This is a genomic window from Sulfitobacter sp. HI0027 (genome assembly GCF_001634775.1).
Lineage (GTDB): Bacteria > Pseudomonadota > Alphaproteobacteria > Rhodobacterales > Rhodobacteraceae > Sulfitobacter.
In genome coordinates this window covers 33,625-51,121 of sequence record NZ_LWER01000384.1, presented here as the reverse complement: position 1 = coordinate 51,121, position 17,497 = coordinate 33,625, and the positions used below count along the sequence as shown (strand labels likewise).

The following is a 17,497-nucleotide window of genomic DNA, read 5'->3' as shown; positions in this document are numbered from 1 at the left end:
CGCCCGCGTTGCGCCGTGGCGGGCGGCGGGGTAGACCTTTACCCAAGGGAACCGCGCGCAGGAGCGGCGGTGGCAAGCGAGGGAAAGCCCATGAAAATCGGTATGATCGGTGTCGGCCTGATGGGCCACGGTATTGCGCGCAACGTGATGCGGCGCGGGGGTTTTTCGCTTGGCTATTTCGACCACCCCGGCAACCAGCCGACCGATGAGCTGGACGGGCTGGGGGCCACGGCCTATGACAGTCTCAGCGATCTGGCAGGCGCGTCGGATGTGATCATCCTCTGCGTCACCGGCTCTCCGCAGGTCGAAGGGATTCTGACCGGTGCGGGCGGCGTGATTGCCGGGTTAAAGCCCGGTGCGGTTGTGATCGATTGCTCTACCTCCCTGCCCGCCTCGACGGTAAAGATGGCCGAGGCGGTCAAAGCGGCGGGGGGCGAATTCGTTGACGCGCCAATGACCCGCACCGCGCAATTCGCCCATGAGGGGAAGTTGAACCTGCTGGTCGGGGGGGACGCGGCGGTTGTTGAAAAGGTCTCTTCCGTCCTCGCCTCCTTCACCGACGAGGTCAAACATGTGGGCGAGGTCAGCGCAGGCCACCGTTTGAAACTGCTGCACAACTATGTCTCGGTTGGATTCATGTCGCTGCTCGCCGAGGCCGCCGCGCAGTCGGCAGATGCAGGCATTGATCCGCAGAGCTTTGTCGATGTGCTTGCAAATGGCGGTGGTGCCAGCGTCGCGCTTGATCGGCTGTCGCCCTTCATCGTCAGCGGCGACCGCGAGGCGCTGCCCTTTGCGATCAGCAACGCGCTGAAGGATTTCGACTATTACCGCCAGATGTCCGCGCAAGCGGGCGCGCAGGTTGAGATTGCCGATGGGGTCTATGGTGCCTTGTCCAAGGTTGTCGAAAAGGGCGCGGGCGATGCCTATGTCCCTGAATTGGTGCAGCATTTCCGCAAGGGGTAAGCCCTAGGGTCAGAGCGTCAGCGTCCCGATGCTCGACCCGCCACAGACGAAAAGCGTCTGGCCGGTGACGAAACTATTGGCCGGGTCGCAAAAGAAGAGAAATGCGTTGGTCACGTCCTCGACTTGCCCCAAACGGCCCACCGGGATGCGTTTGGCAAGCTCTGCTTCGCGTTCGCTTTCTTTGGGGATGATGCCCCAGAAGTTGTCAGTCTGCACCGGGCCGGGGGCCACGACGTTGACGGTGATCCCATGCGGCGCAAGCTCTAGCGCCCAAGTGCGCGCCATGCCGATCATCCCGGCCTTGGACGCCGAATAAGCCGTGCGCGTCGGGGCGCCCAAGGCCGCGCGCGAGGCGTTGAACATCACCCGGCCAAAGCCGCGTTTTTTCATGTTGGGCAGGAAGGCTTGTAGAAGCGTCAGGGCCGAGCCGAGGTGCAGTTGCGCCAGACCGGAGATGTCTTCGGGCTTGGCCTCTTCGATCAGATTGGGCCAGATCAAACCGGCGTTATGCACCAGATGGGTCACGTCATAGCGCGCAGCGATATCGGCCGCCACGGCAGCGACGGAGGCGGAACCGAGCAGGTCGGCTTCGATATGCTCAACGCCTTCCCCGTCCCATTCCGGCTTGCCCCGCGCGATTGAGACGACGCGATAGCCGCGCTCCAGCAGCCGCTGCGCCAGATCGGCGCCGATGCCCTTGCTGCCCCCGGTGATGACGGCGGTGTAATTGCTCATGGTCTCGCTCCCGGTATCAGCGCCAGCACCCGCAAGGGGCTGCCGGTCCCGCCTTTGATCTTGAGCGGCGGTGCGATCAGCATGGCCCCGGTGGGCGGCAGTTGGTCGAGGTTGCACAGGCATTGCAGCCCGTATTTGCCGGCCCCATGCAGCAGGTAATGCGCCGGAAAGGGCGGGTCGTAATGCATCCCCTGCCCCGCATCGGTGCCGACGGTTTCGGTGCCAAAGCCACGAATGCCGCGCTCCAACAGAAGGGCAATCGCGGCGGGTGTGGGACCGGGCGAATGGGCGCCGTCCTCGCGCATGTTGAGGTAATCCGCGCCGCTGCGTTTCGACCAATCGGTGCGCATCAACACCCAAACGTCTGCCGGGATCGCGCCGTGTTTGGCTTCCCAATCGTGGATGATTTCGGGGGTCAGTTCAAAGTCATCGTCCTGCCCTGCCCCCTCGGAGCAGTCGATCACAACGACCGGGCCGATGAAGGCCTCTGCCGGGATTTCATCCACCGCGCCATTTGCCACGTCTCTGCCCGAGACCCAGTGAATCGGCGCGTCGAAATGGGTGCCAGTGTGCTCATTGAGGGTGAGGTTATGCCACTTCCACGCCGGGCCGCGATGATCATAGGCCGAGACCTCCTCCATCCGGAACCGCGCGCATTGGCCGAACTCGGGTGGCAGCACGATGACCGGGAAATCGGGATCAAGCCGGTGTGTCAGATCGACGACCCGCGCCGCGCCGCTTGCCAGCGCATCGGCCAGTGCTGTGATTGCATCGCTCATGCACCGCTCCCCCGCATCTCACGTTCCATCAGTGCCGGATCATCCAGCCAACGGGCCAGAGCATCCTTGGCCACATCCCCGCAGGCGAGCTCTTCGAGGCCATCAATCAGGCCAGTCACCACCGTCCGCGCCAGCGCGCGGGGGGTGACTTTGGGCGGTGGCAGGGGTTGGTGCCATTCATCGTCTACCGGGCCGGAGTAGACATTCATCACCCGCAGACCGGACCCGGAAAATTCCGCGCGAAGAGTCTGGCTGAGCGACCGCGCCGCTGCCTGCGAGACATCGAAGCCGCCAAACCCTGCCTCGGGCGCCAAGGCCCCCGCCGACAGGATGTTCACCCACGCCACTGCCGAATTCACACCATCCGCCGTGCGCGACGCCATCGCCGGGCCAAAGCCCTGCGCCAGTCGCATCAGGCCCAGCACATTGGTCTCCATCCCCTCGCGGGCAAAGATCGTATCATTGCCCAACACCCCGCCGGGGCGGATGAACTGTGCCGTGTTGATGAGGATATCGACCTTGCCGCCGATCTCTGCCGCAAGGCGCGAGACCGAGGCGGTATCGGTCACGTCGAGCGGCATGAGGCTGACGTTCTCCATCCCCTCGAACCCCGCGCGCCCTTCCCACCGCCGCCAATGTTCCGGCTCGCCCAGAAAGACCTGCGCCGCACCAGCTTTCAAAACCGCTTGGGCCAGCGGCAGAGCCAAGGGGGAGCGGACATCGGTGATCAGCACCCGCCGGTGTTTCGGGTCGCTCGACATTGCGCGCAGCATTGGATCGTCTTGCATAAATTCGCTTTCCTCTCGCGGCAGGGCCACCATGACCCCCTGCCCTGCCCGGTCCAATTTGAGCGCCAGACGGACGTGATCGCCGCGCCCGACATCGCCGTGCAGATGGCACACCGCAACCGGTCCGGCGGCGAGTTGGACCGTGCCAATGCGCCATGGCAGACGTTCGCGGAAGTAAGGGTCGGGCGAGACCCGGATCGTCGTTTCGGCCAGCACCTCGCCCGCCGGTTCAGTCTCGCGCCACTCAAGCGCCACCGACAGGCATTTGCAGCAGGCATCACGCGGTGGATATTGCACCGCGCCGCAATCCGCGCAGTGCTGCAGGGCGAACTGCCCGCGCCCTGCTGCAATCGCCAGCCCAAGCGCCGCGCGCGAGCGTTGGGCAGGCGGCAGGGTCGGCACCGTGCTGCGCTTTTGCGGGTTCTTCGTTTGCGGCGGCATCAATGGCTCGGTCATGCCCCGCCCCCTTCGATGATCGCCGCCGCCGAACAGACGCCCCGGTCATAATTGATCATGCCAAAGCCCGAGACCAGCGCCCGCCGGGCGTTCGCCACCTGCGTGCCTTCGGCCTGCCCCGTCACCTGCCGGATCGCCTCAACCAGTCCCAGATAGCCGCCCGCGGCCCCGGCTTGCCCGACCGACAACTGCCCGCCCGAGGTGTTATGCGGGAAGTCGCCGTTGATCGTGAGATCACGCTGTCGGGCAAAGGCGGCCCCCTCCCCCTTGGCGCAAAATCCGAGGTCTTCGAACTGCATCATCGAGATCACCGGGTAGTCGTCATAGGTCTGCAACAGGTCGACACCCTCCGGCCCATGACCCGCCATCTCGTAGAGCTCCCCAATATCCATGCCCCAGCCGCCGCGCAGTTGCATCGGGTCTTCGGGATAGGCGTTGTGTCGTTCGATCGCGCCGCTGATCTGGGCGAAGGGCAGGTCGCGGCGCAGGGCCTCGTCCTCGCGCATGACCAAAAATGCCTCGGCCCCGGCGCAGGGCATGACGCAGTCGAAGAGCGCGATGGGGTCTGAGATCATCCGGGCGTCGATATACTGCGCCAAGGTTAGCGGAGTCTTCATTAAAGCCGCAGGATAGTTCAGCGCATTTGCGCGTTGCGACACCGCAATATGGCCAAAATCCTCGCGCGTGGCGCTGAATTCTTGCATGTAGCGGTCCATCAGCAGCGCGAAACTGGCGTTGGGGCCGCCGAACCCATAGGGAAAGGTCGCATCCATCGAAAAGCGCGAAAAGCCGCTGAGCAGGGTGCGAAAACTGTCGATCCGGTTTGCGTCCCCCGCCACGCAGGCGACCACATCCACGTCGCCCGCTTGCACCGCCCGTGCCGCACGGCGCAGCGCGATCACCCCGCTTGCCCCGCCTGTGGGCACGGTATCGAGCCAGCGCGGGGAAAGCCCAAGATGTTGGGTCAACCCGACCGGCGTGTCGGGGGCAAGCGAGAAGCTAGAAACCGAAAATCCGTCCAACTCTCCCGGAGCGATCCCCGCTTCGCCCAACATCTCGCGCAGGGCGCGGGCGATCCACCAGTGCGCGGTCTCGGTGCTGTAGCGCGCGTAGGGAACCGAGGTGGGTGCCGCGAGCACCACACCGTCATAGCCCTGACGCCTCATGCCGCTGTCCGTTTCTTCATCCCGCGCAGGTCTTGCGTGGCAGGGTCGGCGAGCAGGTCGGCGGCCAGCGTTTTCAGCACCCCTCGTTGGAGTTTCTGCGTCGCGGTCAGGGGCAGCGCCTTGACAAAGGCAATGAAGCCGGGGGCTTTGTAATAGGCAAGCTGGGTGAGGCACCATTCGGTGATTTCACGGGCCAAGACGGCAGGGTCAGCGCCTGCGTCCTTCGGTACAATACAGGCGAAAACCTCATCCCCCCGCACCGCGTCAGGCACGGCGGCCACGGCGGCACTGGCCACGGCGGGGTGGCGCATAAGGGTCGATTCCACCTCGACCGCCGCGATGTTTTCGCCCGAGCGGCGGATCACGTTTTTTTTGCGGTCGACGAAATACATCGCACCATCGGGGGCGCGGCGCACGATGTCGCCGGTGTGAAACCAACCATCTGTCCAAGCCTCATCCGTAGCTTCGGCATTCTTGAAGTAGCCCGCAAAGAACCCGCGCCGCGGGTCGGCACCGGCGCGGCGCACCAGAAGCTCGCCTTGATCGGCCACTTGCCCGGCATCGTCGAGCAGCCGGACCTCCAGCCCCCCTTCGGGCGCGCCGAGGCAGCTTTCACCCACGCGCCGCGGTTCGCGGTTGGCGCAGATCACGGCACCCGCGCCGGTTTCGGTCATGGCCCAAGCCTCGACCAGCGGAAAGCCAAAACGCGCCTCGAAGGCGGCATGCAATTTGGGGTCCACCCCTGCGCCAAAGCCGAAGCGCAGGGCGTGATCGCGGTCTGCTTCGTCTTCGTCGGCCCCCATCAGCATCGACGGCATCACGCCAAGGTAGTGCAGACAGGTCGCCTTCGCCGCGCGGACAGAGGCCCACCAGCTGCGGGGATGGAAGCGGTCGAGCGCAGTCAGGCAGCCACCCACGGCGATCATCGCCATGAAGGAATAGGCCATCGCGTTCATGTGGAAGATCGGCAGGGGCGTGATCATGTGCTCGCCGTCTTGCGACAGGGCGCAGAGGCCACCCGTGTCGGCGTACCACCGCCCGGCGTCAAGGAAATAGGTATTGGTGAGGATGCAGCCTTTGGGCTGGCCCGTGGTGCCGGAGGTGTAGAGGAGTGCCGCCTCGGCCTCCTCCGCCCCGCCCTGCCGTGCCGCGATGGTTTGGGTCGTGACGGGTGCGGGCAGGGGAACCTCCGGTGCAATCACCGGCATGTCGCGCCCCGCTTGCTGCGCCGCCGCGCGCAGGTCAGCACTACGTGAAGGGATCGCCACGGCCAAAACAGGCTCGGCGTGGTCGATCATATAGCTCAGTTCCGCCGCGCGCAGATCGGGGTTCACCGGCACCACCGACAGACCCAAACCGTTCAGCGCCAGCCACCAAAGGAAAAACGCCGGGCGGTTCTCCATCAGCAGCATGACCCGCTGGCCGGGAAGGTAGCCCGCCGCCGCCATGTTTTCACGCAAAGCCGCAACCTCGCGCGCGGCTGCGGCATAGCTCACCTCTCCCGCCGCGATGCCGTAGATTTCCGCCGTTTCTGGCAGCACATTGAGAAAGGCGCGGTTGGGATGCCGCGCGGCGGCGTCCTCAAACGCCGCGCAAACCGTTTCGATCTCTGGCGCGATCATGGCAGCAACTGAATGTTGCGAAAGGCCGCGTCGCAATTGACGATATCGACCCGTTTGTTGGCGATGCGCAGACGCCCCTCGACCAGCGCCAACTCATGCCGCGCGGTGACGGCGAGCAACTGCTGCTCATCAAGCCGCGTCTCGACGTAGTGCATGAAGGTGGTCGTGACGAAACGCCCCGCCTCCGTGTCCATCTCATCCACGAAGGGACGCTGGATCACATGATGGCAGCGGCTTTTGGGTTTTTGGCTGAAGGTCCGCGCGCCGTTAAGCCGTTCGACGCGCAGTTTGAGCATGAACATATCTTCATACATCAGCGACGTTTCGTTAATCGGGTCTTTCTGCTGATAGTCCAACGGCATCCAATAGTGCCCATCCGGCAACCATAGGTCGAGCCATTCGGTATAGCGCCCCTCGTCCAACATGCGCACTTCGTCATAAATGAAGTCGATCAGGGTTTCGCGCGTCACGCTCATTCCGCAGCCTCCGCTGTTTGGCCCATGGTCATGAACTTGACCCAGGCATGAAACTGGTTGCGCATCTGGCGTTCGGTGGTGCCGTTTTCGACCGCTTCCACTTCAAAATCTTCGTCGTCTTCGATCAGGCGCTGGATGTTCACCCATTCCAAACCGTCGACCATCAGACCCTCTTGAGCGCGCTCGTACATTTCCAAATCGTCATGTCCGACGATCGAGGTCGGCGCGTTGATCATGCGGTTGTACATCGCGGTGCGGGCGGTCAGCTCATCCGGCGCGTCGACGAGGCGGTAGATGTAGCTTTCCACCACCGTGCGGTCCGCCGCGAGGGGGATGAATACGCGCAGCTGCTGGATCGGCCCCTTGATCATGATGTTGGGGAAATAGACCGTGTTGTGGCGGTTTTCGTCCAAGATCGCCTTGGCTTTTTCCTCGCCATAGCTGTCGCAAAGCGCCTTGAAATAGCCGGGGATGGCGGCGTAATCCGAGTGGATTGAATGGTTTACGCCCGTATGCCCGTGGCCATTGGGCCAAGTGCGGATGCCCATGCCTTCGAAAAATTCGTAGGGCGACATGAAGGGGGCGATGATCTCCATCGCTGGCGGTTTGGGGGCGCCTTCGGGGAGGCCCAGTTCTTCGTAGAGCTTCACCGCCGTCCCGGCTGAGCTTTCGTGAGCCACCATCGGGTGGCAGGTGTCGGTCTGGTTTTCGACCAGCATCTTCCAGTTGCAATGGTGCATGTAGCGCAGCGGCGGGCCGACCACTTCGAGCCGTCCGGCGGGGGAACGGTCCACCATATTGTCGAGTGACGACAGGCTTTCGCCGAAGAACTCTTCGAAGCTGATGCCCTCTTCCGCGAGCCGGGCAAAGATGAAGCCGCGGTAGTTCATCACATCGCCAACGCTGCGCATGCCCTTGCCGCTGTCGGTCTCTTCCAGCCCGGTATCTTGGTAGCCCTTCTTGAGCGGGATCGCCAAAAGGCAGCCGTCGGTCTTGAAGCTCCATGCATGATAGGGACAGCGGAAGAATTTGCCGGTGTTGCCCTGCCGGTCGATCACGATCTTGGTGCCCTTGTGGGGGCAGCGGTTCAGCAGCACATGGATCTCGCCCGTGGAATGACGCACCTGAATGACCGGTTGGGTGCCGATATGGGTGCTGAAATAATCGCCCTTGTTCGGGGTCTGGCTTTCGTGGCCGACAAAGACCCAAGCATTGGCGAAGAGATGCTTCATCTCTTGCTGGAACACCTCCGGGTCGGTGTAGATATCGCGGTGCACCTGATGTGGCTGCACGAGAGCGGCCAGTGCCGCCGGGCTGTCGTAACGTCCCATGAGTTCCTCCCTCAGATGTCGAGTACAAGGCGCGGTGATTTGGCGCGGCTGACGCAGATTTGCATGACATTGCCTGCCGCGCGTTCCGCCTCGGACAGAACCACGTCGCGGTGATCGGGGGTGCCACTGAGCACATCGCATTGGCAGATGCCGCAGTCGCCGCGCTGGCAGTCATACATGACGTCGACGCCGCCCGCTTCCAACACGTCGATGATGGATTGGCCGGGCGGGATGGTGAAGACCTCCCCGCTTGAGGCTACTTCGACCTCGAAGGCGCTGTCGCCCTGCTGCTCTTGGGGTGCGTCGAAGAGTTCGAAGTGGATGTGGTCAGGCGCGATACCAGCGGCTTCGGCCTTCGCCTTGGTCGCGTCGATCAGCCCCTTGGGGCCACAGACATAGAGATGCGCGTCGCCCCCCGCAGAGGCAATCACCGCATCAAGGTTCAGCGCGCTGTCGTCATCGTCACAATGCAGATGCAAGGCATCGCCAAAGGTCGCGCGCAGGGTATCGCGATAGGCCATCAGGGATGCGCTGCGGCCTGAGTAGTGAAATGCAAACGCCTGACCAGCGGCCTTGAGCGTCGCCGCCATTGAGATCATCGGCGTGATGCCAATCCCCCCCGCCAGCAGCACCGCAGGCGCGTCTTGGGTCAGGGGGAAGTCGTTCTTCGGCGCGGCGCAGGTGATTTCTGCCCCCGGTTTCAGCCCGTGCATATGGGTTGATCCGCCCTTGCCCTCAGGTTCGCGTTGGACGGCGATGCGGTAGCTATCGGGGGCCTCGGAAATCGGGCCGAAGGAAATCAGGGAATAGGCGCGGGTGTCGCCGTCGGGCAGATCGAAAAGCACATGGGCCCCCGCCTCCCACCGCGGCAGCGCGCTGCCATCTGCGGCTGCGATCTGGAACTCACTGATGCGATCGGTCAGCGCTGTGACCTCGCGCACAATAGCGTTGATCTTCGACATGTGATGTCCTCCCGTGGTAAACAATATGATTTTTCATATAGTTTTGGTCAAGGGTTTTCTTGCCAAGCGCGATTTTGCCCGCCATTTAGGGGTGCCGAGGCGCAAGGAGCCCTCTTTTCATCAAAGGCTTAACAGGTGTGACGCAGCAAAAGACCGACGCAACCTCTGACAAAGACACGGGTCAGGAGGGGGGATTCGTCTCCGATTACCTGCTCTATTTGTTGGCGGCGGCCAGCGATGTGGCGAGCGCACAGTTCCACGCGCAGGTGCGCAAGGCGGGGCTGCGCGTGCCGGAATGGCGCGTGCTGGCCTGTCTGTCGGACACCGATGGCGCGATGATCACGCAACTGGCCCGGCAGGCGCTGGCCGAGCAATCACGACTCACCCGGATCATCGCCCAAATGGAGGAACGCGGCCTGCTGATCCGCCGCAGTGACCCCGCCGATGGCCGCCGGGTGCGTGTCTATCTGACCGATGCGGGCCGGGCGCTGGCCGCCGAACTGGTGCCGCAAGCGCGCCGTCATGAGGCCGCTTTGATGGAAATGCTAAAGGGCAATGAGGGCGCGCAATTGAAACCGGCGCTGAAATCCTTGCTGGCCGCCTTGGACGACACTGCGGATCAACGCGGCTGATCGCAGCCCTTGCCCTGCGCGCAAAAAATGGTTCCAATCGTGCTGTAAATGTGAATACATGAAAAAGCATATACTTGGCGACACGGGTTTGGGAGAACCCCGCCAAGGCATATCGAACGGTATGGGGAGGAGCCCAAAATGACCAAATTCACCAAGTTTCTCACGACGAGTGCGCTTGCGCTCTGCACCGCGACCGGCGCGTTTGCCGCCGAGACGCTGACCATTTCCACTTGGCTGCCGCCAAGCCACCCGGTCAACACTGGCATGTTCACGCAACTGACCGACATGATGTCGGAAGCCAGCGATGGGCTGATCGAGACCGAGTTGAAAAACGGCCTTGCCCCGCCGCCCGCGCAGATGGACCTGCTGCTGGACGGTGCCGCCGATATTGCGATCCTGTTCCATGGCTACACGCCCGGTCGTTTCGTCGGCACCAAGCTGGTGGAGATCCCCGGATACGAGGGCAATGCCGAAGCCGCATCGGTTGCCCATTGGCGCGTCCATGAGGCGATGCTGGCCGAGCTGGACGAGCACCGCGGCGTGAAAGTGATCGCGCTGACGACCCACGGTCCGGGGCAGATTCACTCCAACAAAGAAGTCGCCTCGCTGGAAGACCTCCAAGGGCTTAAAACCCGTCTCGGTGGCGGTGTTTCGGCGGATGTGGGGGCGGAGCTTGGCCTCGTCGGCATTCAGGTGCCCGCGCCCAAGGTTTACGAAACCCTCGATTCCGGTGCCGCTGACGCGGTGGCGATGAACATGGGCGAGCGGATCAGCTTTAAACTGAACGAAGTCGCCAAGAACGTCTATGAAATGCCCGGCGGTTTTTACCGTGGCTCCTTCTCGGTTATCATGAGCCAAGAGACCTTTGACAGCCTGCCCGAAGACGTTCAGCAAAAGCTCGACAGCGAAGTTTTTGGCGAGACGGCGAGCCGCATGATGGGCGCTGTCTGGGATCAAAGTGACGTTGACGCGCGTGAGGCCACCGAGGCCGCAGGCGACAACAAGATCGTCACCGCCTCCGAAGAGGATCAGGCCCGCTTTGCTGAGATGGCTGCAAAGGTGCGCGACAAGGTGATCGCCGAGTTGGACGAGGCCGGTGTCGATGGGCAGGCCGCCTATGAGATGATGCGTGAGGAAATGGCAAACGCCAGCCAGTAACCCCCACCGCCAAAGGGGCCGGTCGCAGCAGCGGTCGGCCCCCAGCCAGGGAACCGCCATGCGCTCTTTGATCCGCCTCACCACCGCCCTCTCGGCCCTGCCGATGACGATGGCCTCTGTCGCGCTTTTCGCGCTGATGGTGCTGACCTTTGCCGATGTCATCATGCGCTCGGTGTTCAACGCGCCCATTGAGGCCGCGACGGAACTGATCCGCATCGGCATCGCCTTGATCGTTTTCTCTGCCCTGCCCGTTCTGTCGGGCCGCGAGGGGCATATCGCTGCTGACCTGCTGGACCGCCCCTTTGAAAATTGGGGGCTGCAACGCTGGCGCGACGGGCTGGTGACGCTGGGGTGCGGGGTGATGCTGTGGTTTCCAGCCGGGCGAGTGGTGGACCTAGCCTACCGCGCGCTGAGCTATGGCGACGTGACCGAATACCTTGAAATTCCGACCTTTTACATCGGCATGTTCATCGCGGTGATGACCTATCTCACCGCCGTTGTGCTGATCCTGCGCGGGCTTTTGCGCCTCTTTGCGCCGCAACTTCTGGACCCTGCCACATGATCGCATCTGCCATCGGCTTTGCCGCCGTTTTCGTCCTCGTCTTGCTGCGCCTGCCGATTGCCTTTGCCATGGGCCTCGTTGGGATGATCGGGCTGGTCTATGAGACCAGCTACCGCGCGTCGATCTCTATGGTGTCGCGGCTGATTATCGACACCAGCCAAGACTACGGGCTGTCGGTGATTCCGCTTTTCATCCTCATGGGGCTCTTCGTCAACAAAGGCGGCATCAGCCGTGAGCTTTACCAAGTCTCCAACGCCTTTTTGGGCCACTTCCGGGGCGGCTTGGCGATGGCCACCATCGTGGCTTGCGGGGGCTTTGCGGCGATCTGTGGCTCATCCTTGGCCACGGCGGCGACCATGTCCAAAGTCGCCATGCCAGAGATGCGCAAATACGGCTATGCTGACAGTCTTTCGACCGCGTCCATTGCCGCTGGCGGCACGCTCGGCATCCTGATCCCGCCGTCGGTGATCCTTGTGATCTATGGGCTGCTGACCGAGACCTCTATCGGCGCGTTGTTCATCGCGGGCATCGTGCCCGGGGCGCTTGGCATCCTGCTCTACCTCTGCGCGGTCCGCTTTTCCGTCGCCATGAACCCCGAGGCAGGCCCCGCTGGCCCCCGCGCCACATGGGGTGAGCGGCTGCGCGCGCTTAACCACGTCTGGTCGGTGCTGGCGCTCTTCGCGCTGGTGATCGGCGGGCTCTACGGTGTGCTTGATTTCTGGCCCATTCACCTCGCCTTCTCCCCGACCGAAGCGGCGGGCATGGGCGCTGCAGGTGCTTTCCTGATCGCTTGGGCGCGTGGCGGGCTCAGCTGGGCTGGACTGCGTGAGGTGCTGGAGGAAACCACGCTTACCTCCGCCTCGCTTTTCTCGGTGCTGATCGGCGCGTGGATTTTCTCAAACTTCGTGAACCTCGCGGGCCTGCCCGAAGGGCTGCTGGCGACGGTCACGGCGCTGGACCTTGGCCCATGGCTTTTGATCTACATCGCGCTTGGTTGCATTTTCGAGAGCATGTCGATGCTGCTGCTGACGGTGCCGATCTTCTTTCCACTGGTCACCAGCCTTGGGTTTGATCCGGTGTGGTTCGGCATCATCGTCGTTGTGGTGACAGAGATCAGCCTGATTACCCCACCCGTGGGTCTGAACGTCTTCGTGCTCAAGGGTGTGGTTGGCGATGTCTCGACCGGGACGATCTTTCGCGGCGTCACGCCCTTCTGGCTGGTCGATATCCTGCGCCTGATCCTGCTGCTGATCTTCCCCGCGCTGGTGCTTTTCCTACCCGGGCAGATGTAGGCCCCCTGCCCTTTCAGCCTCATCGCGCCGCGTCTGTTTGCACTTCGACCAGCGCGGCGCGATAGTGCGGCCAAATCACCAAGGATGAGGCCAGCATGAACATCGACCTACTCAAAGACCTTTGCGAAACCCCCGGCGTTCCGGGGCGCGAGCACCGCGTGCGTGACCTGATCACCCAGCAGATCGAGGGCCTGTTCGACCATGTGGAGACCGACGCCATGGGATCCCTCCTCTGCCGCCGGGATGCGACAGCGAGCGATGGCAAAGCGCCCAAGATCATGCTGTTGTGCCATATGGATGAGATCGGGTTTCTGGTCAGCCATATCTCGAAAGATGGGTTTTTGTACCTTCAACCCGTAGGCGGCTTTGATCCTCGCAACCTCTTCTCGCGCCGAGTGTTGGTCTGCACCGATCAGGGCGATCTGAAAGGCGTGATGAACCCCGGCGGCAAACCCATTCACATCTCCTCCCCCGAGGACCGCAAGAAGATTCCCGAGGTTTCGGAATTCTTCGTTGATCTCGGGCTGGGTGAGAAAGCCAAGGACCTCGTCAAGGTCGGTGACTTCGTGGTGATGGACGAACCCTTCCTAGAAATGGGCGATCAGTTTGTGTCCAAGGCGCTCGACAACCGCGTCGCCTGCTGGCTGGGGATCGAAGCGATCCGCAAACTGGCCGACAAGGGACGCGGGGCGGAAATTCACGTTGCCTTCACCTGTCAGGAGGAAGTCGGCCTGCGCGGCGCGCGCACGGCAGCCTATAAGGTACAGCCCGACATCGGTCTTGGCATCGACACGACGCTGGCCTGCGACACGCCCGGCGTGCCCGAGCATCTGTCCACCACACGCCTCGGCAAGGGCTTTGGCCTGCACGTGCGTGACAGCAGCTTCATCGCCGATGTGGATCTGGTGCGCGACATCGAAAAGCTGGCCGAGGCCCGCAAAATCCCCTTCCAGCGCACTATGCTTGCTGCCGGCGGCCAAGACGGTGCAGCGGCGCAGCAGGCCGCCGCTGGCGCGCGGGCCGTGGGGATCGTGGTTGGCACCCGCTACATCCACACGGTGACCGAGATGGTCTCCAAGAGTGACCTACAGGCGGCGCTGGATATCCTCGTGGCCTATCTGGAAGGCTTCGACGGCAAGGCCGCCTAGAGCCCCCTGCCCCCCCCCTAAACGCGCCGCGCGCGTTCAGGGGGGGCCTGCATCATCGGGCGCTTGCGGCAGCCAGACGGTAAAGGCCGCGCCTCCCTCGTCCCGGTTGCGCACCGTGATGATCCCGCCAGCGCGCTGGATTAGCGTCTGAGAGATCGACAGGCCCAGCCCCGTCCCCTCTCCGGGTTTCGTGGTAAAGAAGGGATCGAACAGCGAGCCGAGCAAAGCCTCTGGCACCCCCGGCCCGCTGTCATGGACAGAAAGCGCGACACCGGGCACAGCGTCGCGCTCCTCAGACCTTAGATACAGATCCAACCGCCCTGCCCCCCGCATGGCCTGCACGGCATTGACCACAAGGTTCACCACGACTTGCTGAATCTCGCCCGAGTCCGCGCGCACGGGCGGAACCTCTTCAAAGTCGCAATCCACCTCAATCCCGCCCCGGCTGATCAGATGATCAACGAGCACGAGGCAATCCTGCACCAAGGGCCGCAGCGCGATATTATGTTCACAGTCAGAAAACTCAGACGGTGCGGCAAACTTCAGCAATTTTCCGACGATCACCTCGATCCGCGACAGTTGTCTGTCGATCAGCCCCAGTTCCGTGGCCACGGGCGCGGCATCCTTGCCTAGAGTCTCACGGATGACATCGACATTGCCCATGATGACCGCGACCGGGTTGTTGATCTCATGGGCGACCCCGGCGGTGATTTCCCCGATGGAGGCGAGTTTTTCGCTCATCACCAACTGGCGGAAGGTCTGCTCCAACTTCTCATTCGCCTCGCGCAATTCACCGGTACGCTGATCCACGCGCTGGTTCAGCTCATCATTCCAACTGCGCAACTGTCGGTCGCGTTCTTGAACCTGCTCCAGCAACCAATCTAGGTGATGCGCCACGGCGCCGATCTCATCCCGCGCGGGCACCGGCCCGATCCGCGCCGAAAGCTCTCCCTTGCCGACGCGATGCATGACCTTTGTCATCCGTTCAAGCGGCGAAAAGATGCCCCGCGCCAGCCACAGGAACACCGGCGCCGAGAGGGCCAGCACGGCAAAGAATGCCGCCAGCATCCACCAGAACGCCTCGCGCTTCGCCTGCGCAAAGGGCGCCTCGAGAAAGCCCACATAGAGCATCCCTACCCGCTCCCCGAAACTGTCGGTGATGGGCTGGTAGCCAGAGATATACCAATCGTTCACCACAAAAGCCCGGTCGAGCCAGGTGCGCCCTTCGATCAACACGGCCTCCCGCACTTCGGACGAGACGCGCGTGCCAAGGGCGCGCACATCCTCGAACAGGCGCACATTGGTCGAGATCCGCAGATCATCGAGGAACAGCGTCGCGGTCCCCTGCCGGTCGCCGCCGGTTACCGCGTTCAAATAGACCAGATCGTTGATCGTATCGATGAAGTCGAGGTTTCGGTTCAAAAGCATTCCGCCAACCAAAACGCCCTGCCTGCCGTTCAGCGCCACCGGGCTTGCCGCATGGACCACCATCCCGCGGTCTTCGACTTTCCGGTTGGTGGGCACGGCGGCGGGCGTGTCGATCACCGGCACCTGCGCGCGTACCGCGAGCGCGTCGTTCAAAGTTGTCAGCCGTGCATTGCTAAACACGTCGATTTCCGCCCCGCTGGCCCCCCGCGCCGCGCGGGCGATCACCGGCCAATCCTCGCCTTCATCGACCGCTGTTTCGAGGGGGAGGAAGCGCAGAAAATCCAAGCCCAGCCGATCCTGTATCTTGGCAAAGAAGGCCGCGCGATCTGCTGGCGACATCTCAAACACGCGGGCAAATTCGACAGAGCCTGCGACGGCATCCAGTTCATTGCCGGTCTGCGCCAACAACCGCGCGAGATACTGGTTGGCGATCCTCAACTCGCTCTCGACATTCGCGATGAGCACTTCGTCATAGTCCGCCGTCCAACGTGACATGCCCAAGACCAGCAGAAGCGGCATCAACACGATAAGCGGTGTTAGCGCGAGGATCAGCAGGCGTAGGCGAACGGAGGTCATGGGCTTTCCCGGAAAACTGAGGCCAATTTAGCCGCTGCGCCTTCAAGGGTGAAGTGTGGGGGCGTATTTTGCCCGACAAATCCCACCGATTCAGTTTTCTGGTCTAAATTGCCAGCCGTACATACACCTAACCCACTGTAAAAACAAAGTTTTTCAAATTGTCAGCTGACAATTGCGCTGATTTACCAGTGCCGCCACCATGGGATTAAGGGAAAATGCGCCATCACGGGCCATTTGTGTCAAACGGCGAAGATATGCGCCCGGGCTTCGGATGGTCGCGGCTTTCTCTAACAGACAAAGGACTGTCACCGCTGCGCTCTCCGCACCCATGTCCCGTTTTGCCTCATTTAAGACCGGCGGGTCAATCCCTAGCATTGGGGCGATCTGATCTCCGATCCGTACAATATCGCTCCAATTGCGCATCGCTTCTGGGAAGAAACTTTGAACTTCTTTGCAAGCCCCGAACACCTCAGCCAAAGTGACCCCTTTCTTCGGCTCGTTGTCTTCACTGTCGATGTTGTCAGCCGAGTGAGGGAGGGCGACTTTCGGACCGGTCTGCTGTTCAGAGTCAAAATAGGATTTAATTGAATCCTGTATGTGCCGCTCATTTTCGCCGTCACTGGCGCTCATTTGGTCTGTAGATGGGGCAGGGGAAACCGGTTCTGTTTCGGCTTCATCAACGATGCTGGCCGTGCTCTCAAGCGCTTCACGTAACGCAGTCTCGAGCAGGGTCAATGCCGCTTCATCCGGCTTATGTCGAAGAACACGCCCCGCCTCATCTGCCACCCCTTCAGCGCCACCCTGACGGATCAGCGCGTGCCTCAGAACAAGCACCCGGTCCCTCAGCGCTTGCAGCCGTTCACGTAGCACTTCGGCTGCCTCAGCGGCGGTCTCAATCAGGTCTGACTGAACGACAAGGGGGGAGAGGTCAAAGCCAAAGGCCAGCGCAATCGCGCCGCCCCGGTTTCGTGCAAAGCGTTTGCGATTGGGGCTATCGTGCCGGGCAATAAGCCCAGCACGCACAAGCTGGGCAAGATGCCGTCGAAGCGTGCTTTCTGGCATCCCGTGCAACCGCTCAGACAGCCGAGCATTCGAGGCAAATACAATACCTGCAGCGCCATCTGGAATATGACGGCTCGGCAAAAAACTCAGCAATGCCTTTAATACGGTGAGGGTGCGGTGCGACAGTTCAAAGTAGTCAGCCGCAGTTGTCAGCCGGTCGAGCAAAGCCCATTTGTCCGGCCCCTCGCACGACACTTGGGTAGCCGATTTCGGCCGCCCGAACGCAGTTCGGAACGTGTTTTCCATCTTAAATCACGAAAGACAACAAAATACCGGCCCTATCCCATCGGGTAGAGTTGACATCGATAAATCTTTGGGGCTATCTCGAAGGTGCAAAGTTTGAGAAGGGCCTTCCGGGATT

General features: G+C 62.2%; 16 protein-coding genes. 6 read left to right on the top strand and 10 right to left on the bottom strand.

The window, feature by feature from the left end:
- The first annotated feature begins 90 nt into the window (after positions 1-90).
- Complete coding sequence (locus A3722_RS17895) at positions 91-963, top strand: NAD(P)-dependent oxidoreductase (protein WP_067628750.1); 873 nt, start codon at positions 91-93, stop codon at positions 961-963.
- A gap of 9 nt (positions 964-972) precedes the next feature.
- Here A3722_RS17895 and A3722_RS17890 read toward each other — a convergent pair whose 3' ends face one another.
- Genes A3722_RS17890 through A3722_RS17855 form a run of 8 tightly spaced genes read right to left on the bottom strand, consistent with a single transcriptional unit; the run spans position 973 to position 9,278 of the window.
- Positions 973-1,698 carry an SDR family NAD(P)-dependent oxidoreductase gene (locus A3722_RS17890; protein ID WP_067628747.1) on the bottom strand — a complete coding sequence of 242 codons (726 nt, stop codon included), beginning with the start codon at positions 1,696-1,698 and terminating at the stop codon, positions 973-975.
- A complete protein-coding gene (locus A3722_RS17885) occupies positions 1,695-2,477 on the bottom strand; it encodes a cyclase family protein (RefSeq protein ID WP_067628744.1) in 783 nt (260 codons plus the stop codon). The genes A3722_RS17890 and A3722_RS17885 overlap by 4 nt, the downstream gene beginning before the upstream one ends.
- Positions 2,474-3,721, bottom strand: a complete 1,248-nt coding sequence (locus A3722_RS17880) for an SDR family NAD(P)-dependent oxidoreductase (RefSeq protein ID WP_067628741.1) — start codon at positions 3,719-3,721, stop codon at positions 2,474-2,476. Before A3722_RS17880 ends, A3722_RS17885 begins: the two co-directional genes overlap by 4 nt.
- Positions 3,718-4,887 carry a thiolase family protein gene (locus tag A3722_RS17875; RefSeq protein WP_067628739.1) on the bottom strand — a complete coding sequence of 390 codons (1,170 nt, stop codon included), beginning with the start codon at positions 4,885-4,887 and terminating at the stop codon, positions 3,718-3,720. The genes A3722_RS17880 and A3722_RS17875 overlap by 4 nt, the downstream gene beginning before the upstream one ends.
- Positions 4,884-6,509, bottom strand: a complete 1,626-nt coding sequence (locus A3722_RS17870) for an AMP-binding protein (protein WP_067628737.1) — start codon at positions 6,507-6,509, stop codon at positions 4,884-4,886. The genes A3722_RS17875 and A3722_RS17870 overlap by 4 nt, the downstream gene beginning before the upstream one ends.
- The gene (locus A3722_RS17865) at positions 6,506-6,985 is read right to left on the bottom strand and encodes an aromatic-ring-hydroxylating dioxygenase subunit beta (protein ID WP_067628734.1); all 480 of its coding nucleotides are present in this window, start codon (positions 6,983-6,985) and stop codon (positions 6,506-6,508) included. Before A3722_RS17865 ends, A3722_RS17870 begins: the two co-directional genes overlap by 4 nt.
- Positions 6,982-8,316, bottom strand: a complete 1,335-nt coding sequence (locus A3722_RS17860; RefSeq protein WP_067628732.1) for an aromatic ring-hydroxylating dioxygenase subunit alpha — start codon at positions 8,314-8,316, stop codon at positions 6,982-6,984. Before A3722_RS17860 ends, A3722_RS17865 begins: the two co-directional genes overlap by 4 nt.
- A gap of 11 nt (positions 8,317-8,327) precedes the next feature.
- Complete coding sequence (locus tag A3722_RS17855; RefSeq protein WP_067628731.1) at positions 8,328-9,278, bottom strand: PDR/VanB family oxidoreductase; 951 nt, start codon at positions 9,276-9,278, stop codon at positions 8,328-8,330.
- 137 nt (positions 9,279-9,415) lie between these two features.
- On the opposite strand from A3722_RS17855, the gene A3722_RS17850 reads away from it, so the two are divergent.
- The 5 genes from A3722_RS17850 to A3722_RS17830 all read left to right on the top strand — a co-directional run bounded on the left by A3722_RS17850 (position 9,416) and on the right by A3722_RS17830 (position 14,070).
- Entirely contained in the window at positions 9,416-9,910 is a 495-nt protein-coding gene (locus A3722_RS17850; protein WP_067628730.1) for a MarR family winged helix-turn-helix transcriptional regulator, read from the top strand.
- Between the two features lie 138 nt (positions 9,911-10,048).
- The gene (locus tag A3722_RS17845) at positions 10,049-11,068 is read left to right on the top strand and encodes a TRAP transporter substrate-binding protein (protein ID WP_067628729.1); all 1,020 of its coding nucleotides are present in this window, start codon (positions 10,049-10,051) and stop codon (positions 11,066-11,068) included.
- Between the two features lie 58 nt (positions 11,069-11,126).
- Positions 11,127-11,630, top strand: coding sequence for a TRAP transporter small permease (locus A3722_RS17840; RefSeq protein ID WP_067628726.1), 504 nt, complete (start codon positions 11,127-11,129; stop codon positions 11,628-11,630).
- A complete protein-coding gene (locus tag A3722_RS17835; RefSeq protein WP_067628723.1) occupies positions 11,627-12,922 on the top strand; it encodes a TRAP transporter large permease in 1,296 nt (431 codons plus the stop codon). The genes A3722_RS17840 and A3722_RS17835 overlap by 4 nt, the downstream gene beginning before the upstream one ends.
- Before the next feature lie 95 nt (positions 12,923-13,017).
- A complete protein-coding gene (locus A3722_RS17830) occupies positions 13,018-14,070 on the top strand; it encodes a M42 family metallopeptidase (RefSeq protein WP_067628721.1) in 1,053 nt (350 codons plus the stop codon).
- Between the two features lie 36 nt (positions 14,071-14,106).
- Here the strand turns inward: A3722_RS17830 and A3722_RS17825 are convergent, their stop codons facing one another.
- Both A3722_RS17825 and repC read right to left on the bottom strand, forming a co-directional pair.
- On the bottom strand, positions 14,107-16,074 hold the full coding sequence (locus A3722_RS17825) for a sensor histidine kinase (protein WP_067628719.1): 1,968 nt from the start codon (positions 16,072-16,074) through the stop codon (positions 14,107-14,109).
- Between the two features lie 153 nt (positions 16,075-16,227).
- A complete protein-coding gene (gene repC, locus A3722_RS17820) occupies positions 16,228-17,382 on the bottom strand; it encodes a plasmid replication protein RepC (RefSeq protein WP_067628717.1) in 1,155 nt (384 codons plus the stop codon).
- Between the last annotated feature and the right edge of the window lie 115 nt (positions 17,383-17,497).

Bases quoted from the DNA above. Each gene is read 5' to 3' on its own strand.
- A3722_RS17895 (WP_067628750.1), top strand. From the start codon at position 91: ATGAAAATCGGTATGATCGGTGTCGGCCTGATGGGCCACGGTATTGCG.
- A3722_RS17890 (WP_067628747.1), bottom strand. From the start codon at position 1,698: ATGAGCAATTACACCGCCGTCATCACCGGGGGCAGCAAGGGCATCGGC.
- A3722_RS17885 (WP_067628744.1), bottom strand. From the start codon at position 2,477: ATGAGCGATGCAATCACAGCACTGGCCGATGCGCTGGCAAGCGGCGCG.
- A3722_RS17880 (WP_067628741.1), bottom strand. From the start codon at position 3,721: ATGACCGAGCCATTGATGCCGCCGCAAACGAAGAACCCGCAAAAGCGC.
- A3722_RS17875 (WP_067628739.1), bottom strand. From the start codon at position 4,887: ATGAGGCGTCAGGGCTATGACGGTGTGGTGCTCGCGGCACCCACCTCG.
- A3722_RS17870 (WP_067628737.1), bottom strand. From the start codon at position 6,509: ATGATCGCGCCAGAGATCGAAACGGTTTGCGCGGCGTTTGAGGACGCC.
- A3722_RS17865 (WP_067628734.1), bottom strand. From the start codon at position 6,985: ATGAGCGTGACGCGCGAAACCCTGATCGACTTCATTTATGACGAAGTG.
- A3722_RS17860 (WP_067628732.1), bottom strand. From the start codon at position 8,316: ATGGGACGTTACGACAGCCCGGCGGCACTGGCCGCTCTCGTGCAGCCA.
- A3722_RS17855 (WP_067628731.1), bottom strand. From the start codon at position 9,278: ATGTCGAAGATCAACGCTATTGTGCGCGAGGTCACAGCGCTGACCGAT.
- A3722_RS17845 (WP_067628729.1), top strand. From the start codon at position 10,049: ATGACCAAATTCACCAAGTTTCTCACGACGAGTGCGCTTGCGCTCTGC.
- A3722_RS17840 (WP_067628726.1), top strand. From the start codon at position 11,127: ATGCGCTCTTTGATCCGCCTCACCACCGCCCTCTCGGCCCTGCCGATG.
- A3722_RS17835 (WP_067628723.1), top strand. From the start codon at position 11,627: ATGATCGCATCTGCCATCGGCTTTGCCGCCGTTTTCGTCCTCGTCTTG.
- A3722_RS17830 (WP_067628721.1), top strand. From the start codon at position 13,018: ATGAACATCGACCTACTCAAAGACCTTTGCGAAACCCCCGGCGTTCCG.
- A3722_RS17825 (WP_067628719.1), bottom strand. From the start codon at position 16,074: ATGACCTCCGTTCGCCTACGCCTGCTGATCCTCGCGCTAACACCGCTT.
- repC (WP_067628717.1), bottom strand. From the start codon at position 17,382: ATGGAAAACACGTTCCGAACTGCGTTCGGGCGGCCGAAATCGGCTACC.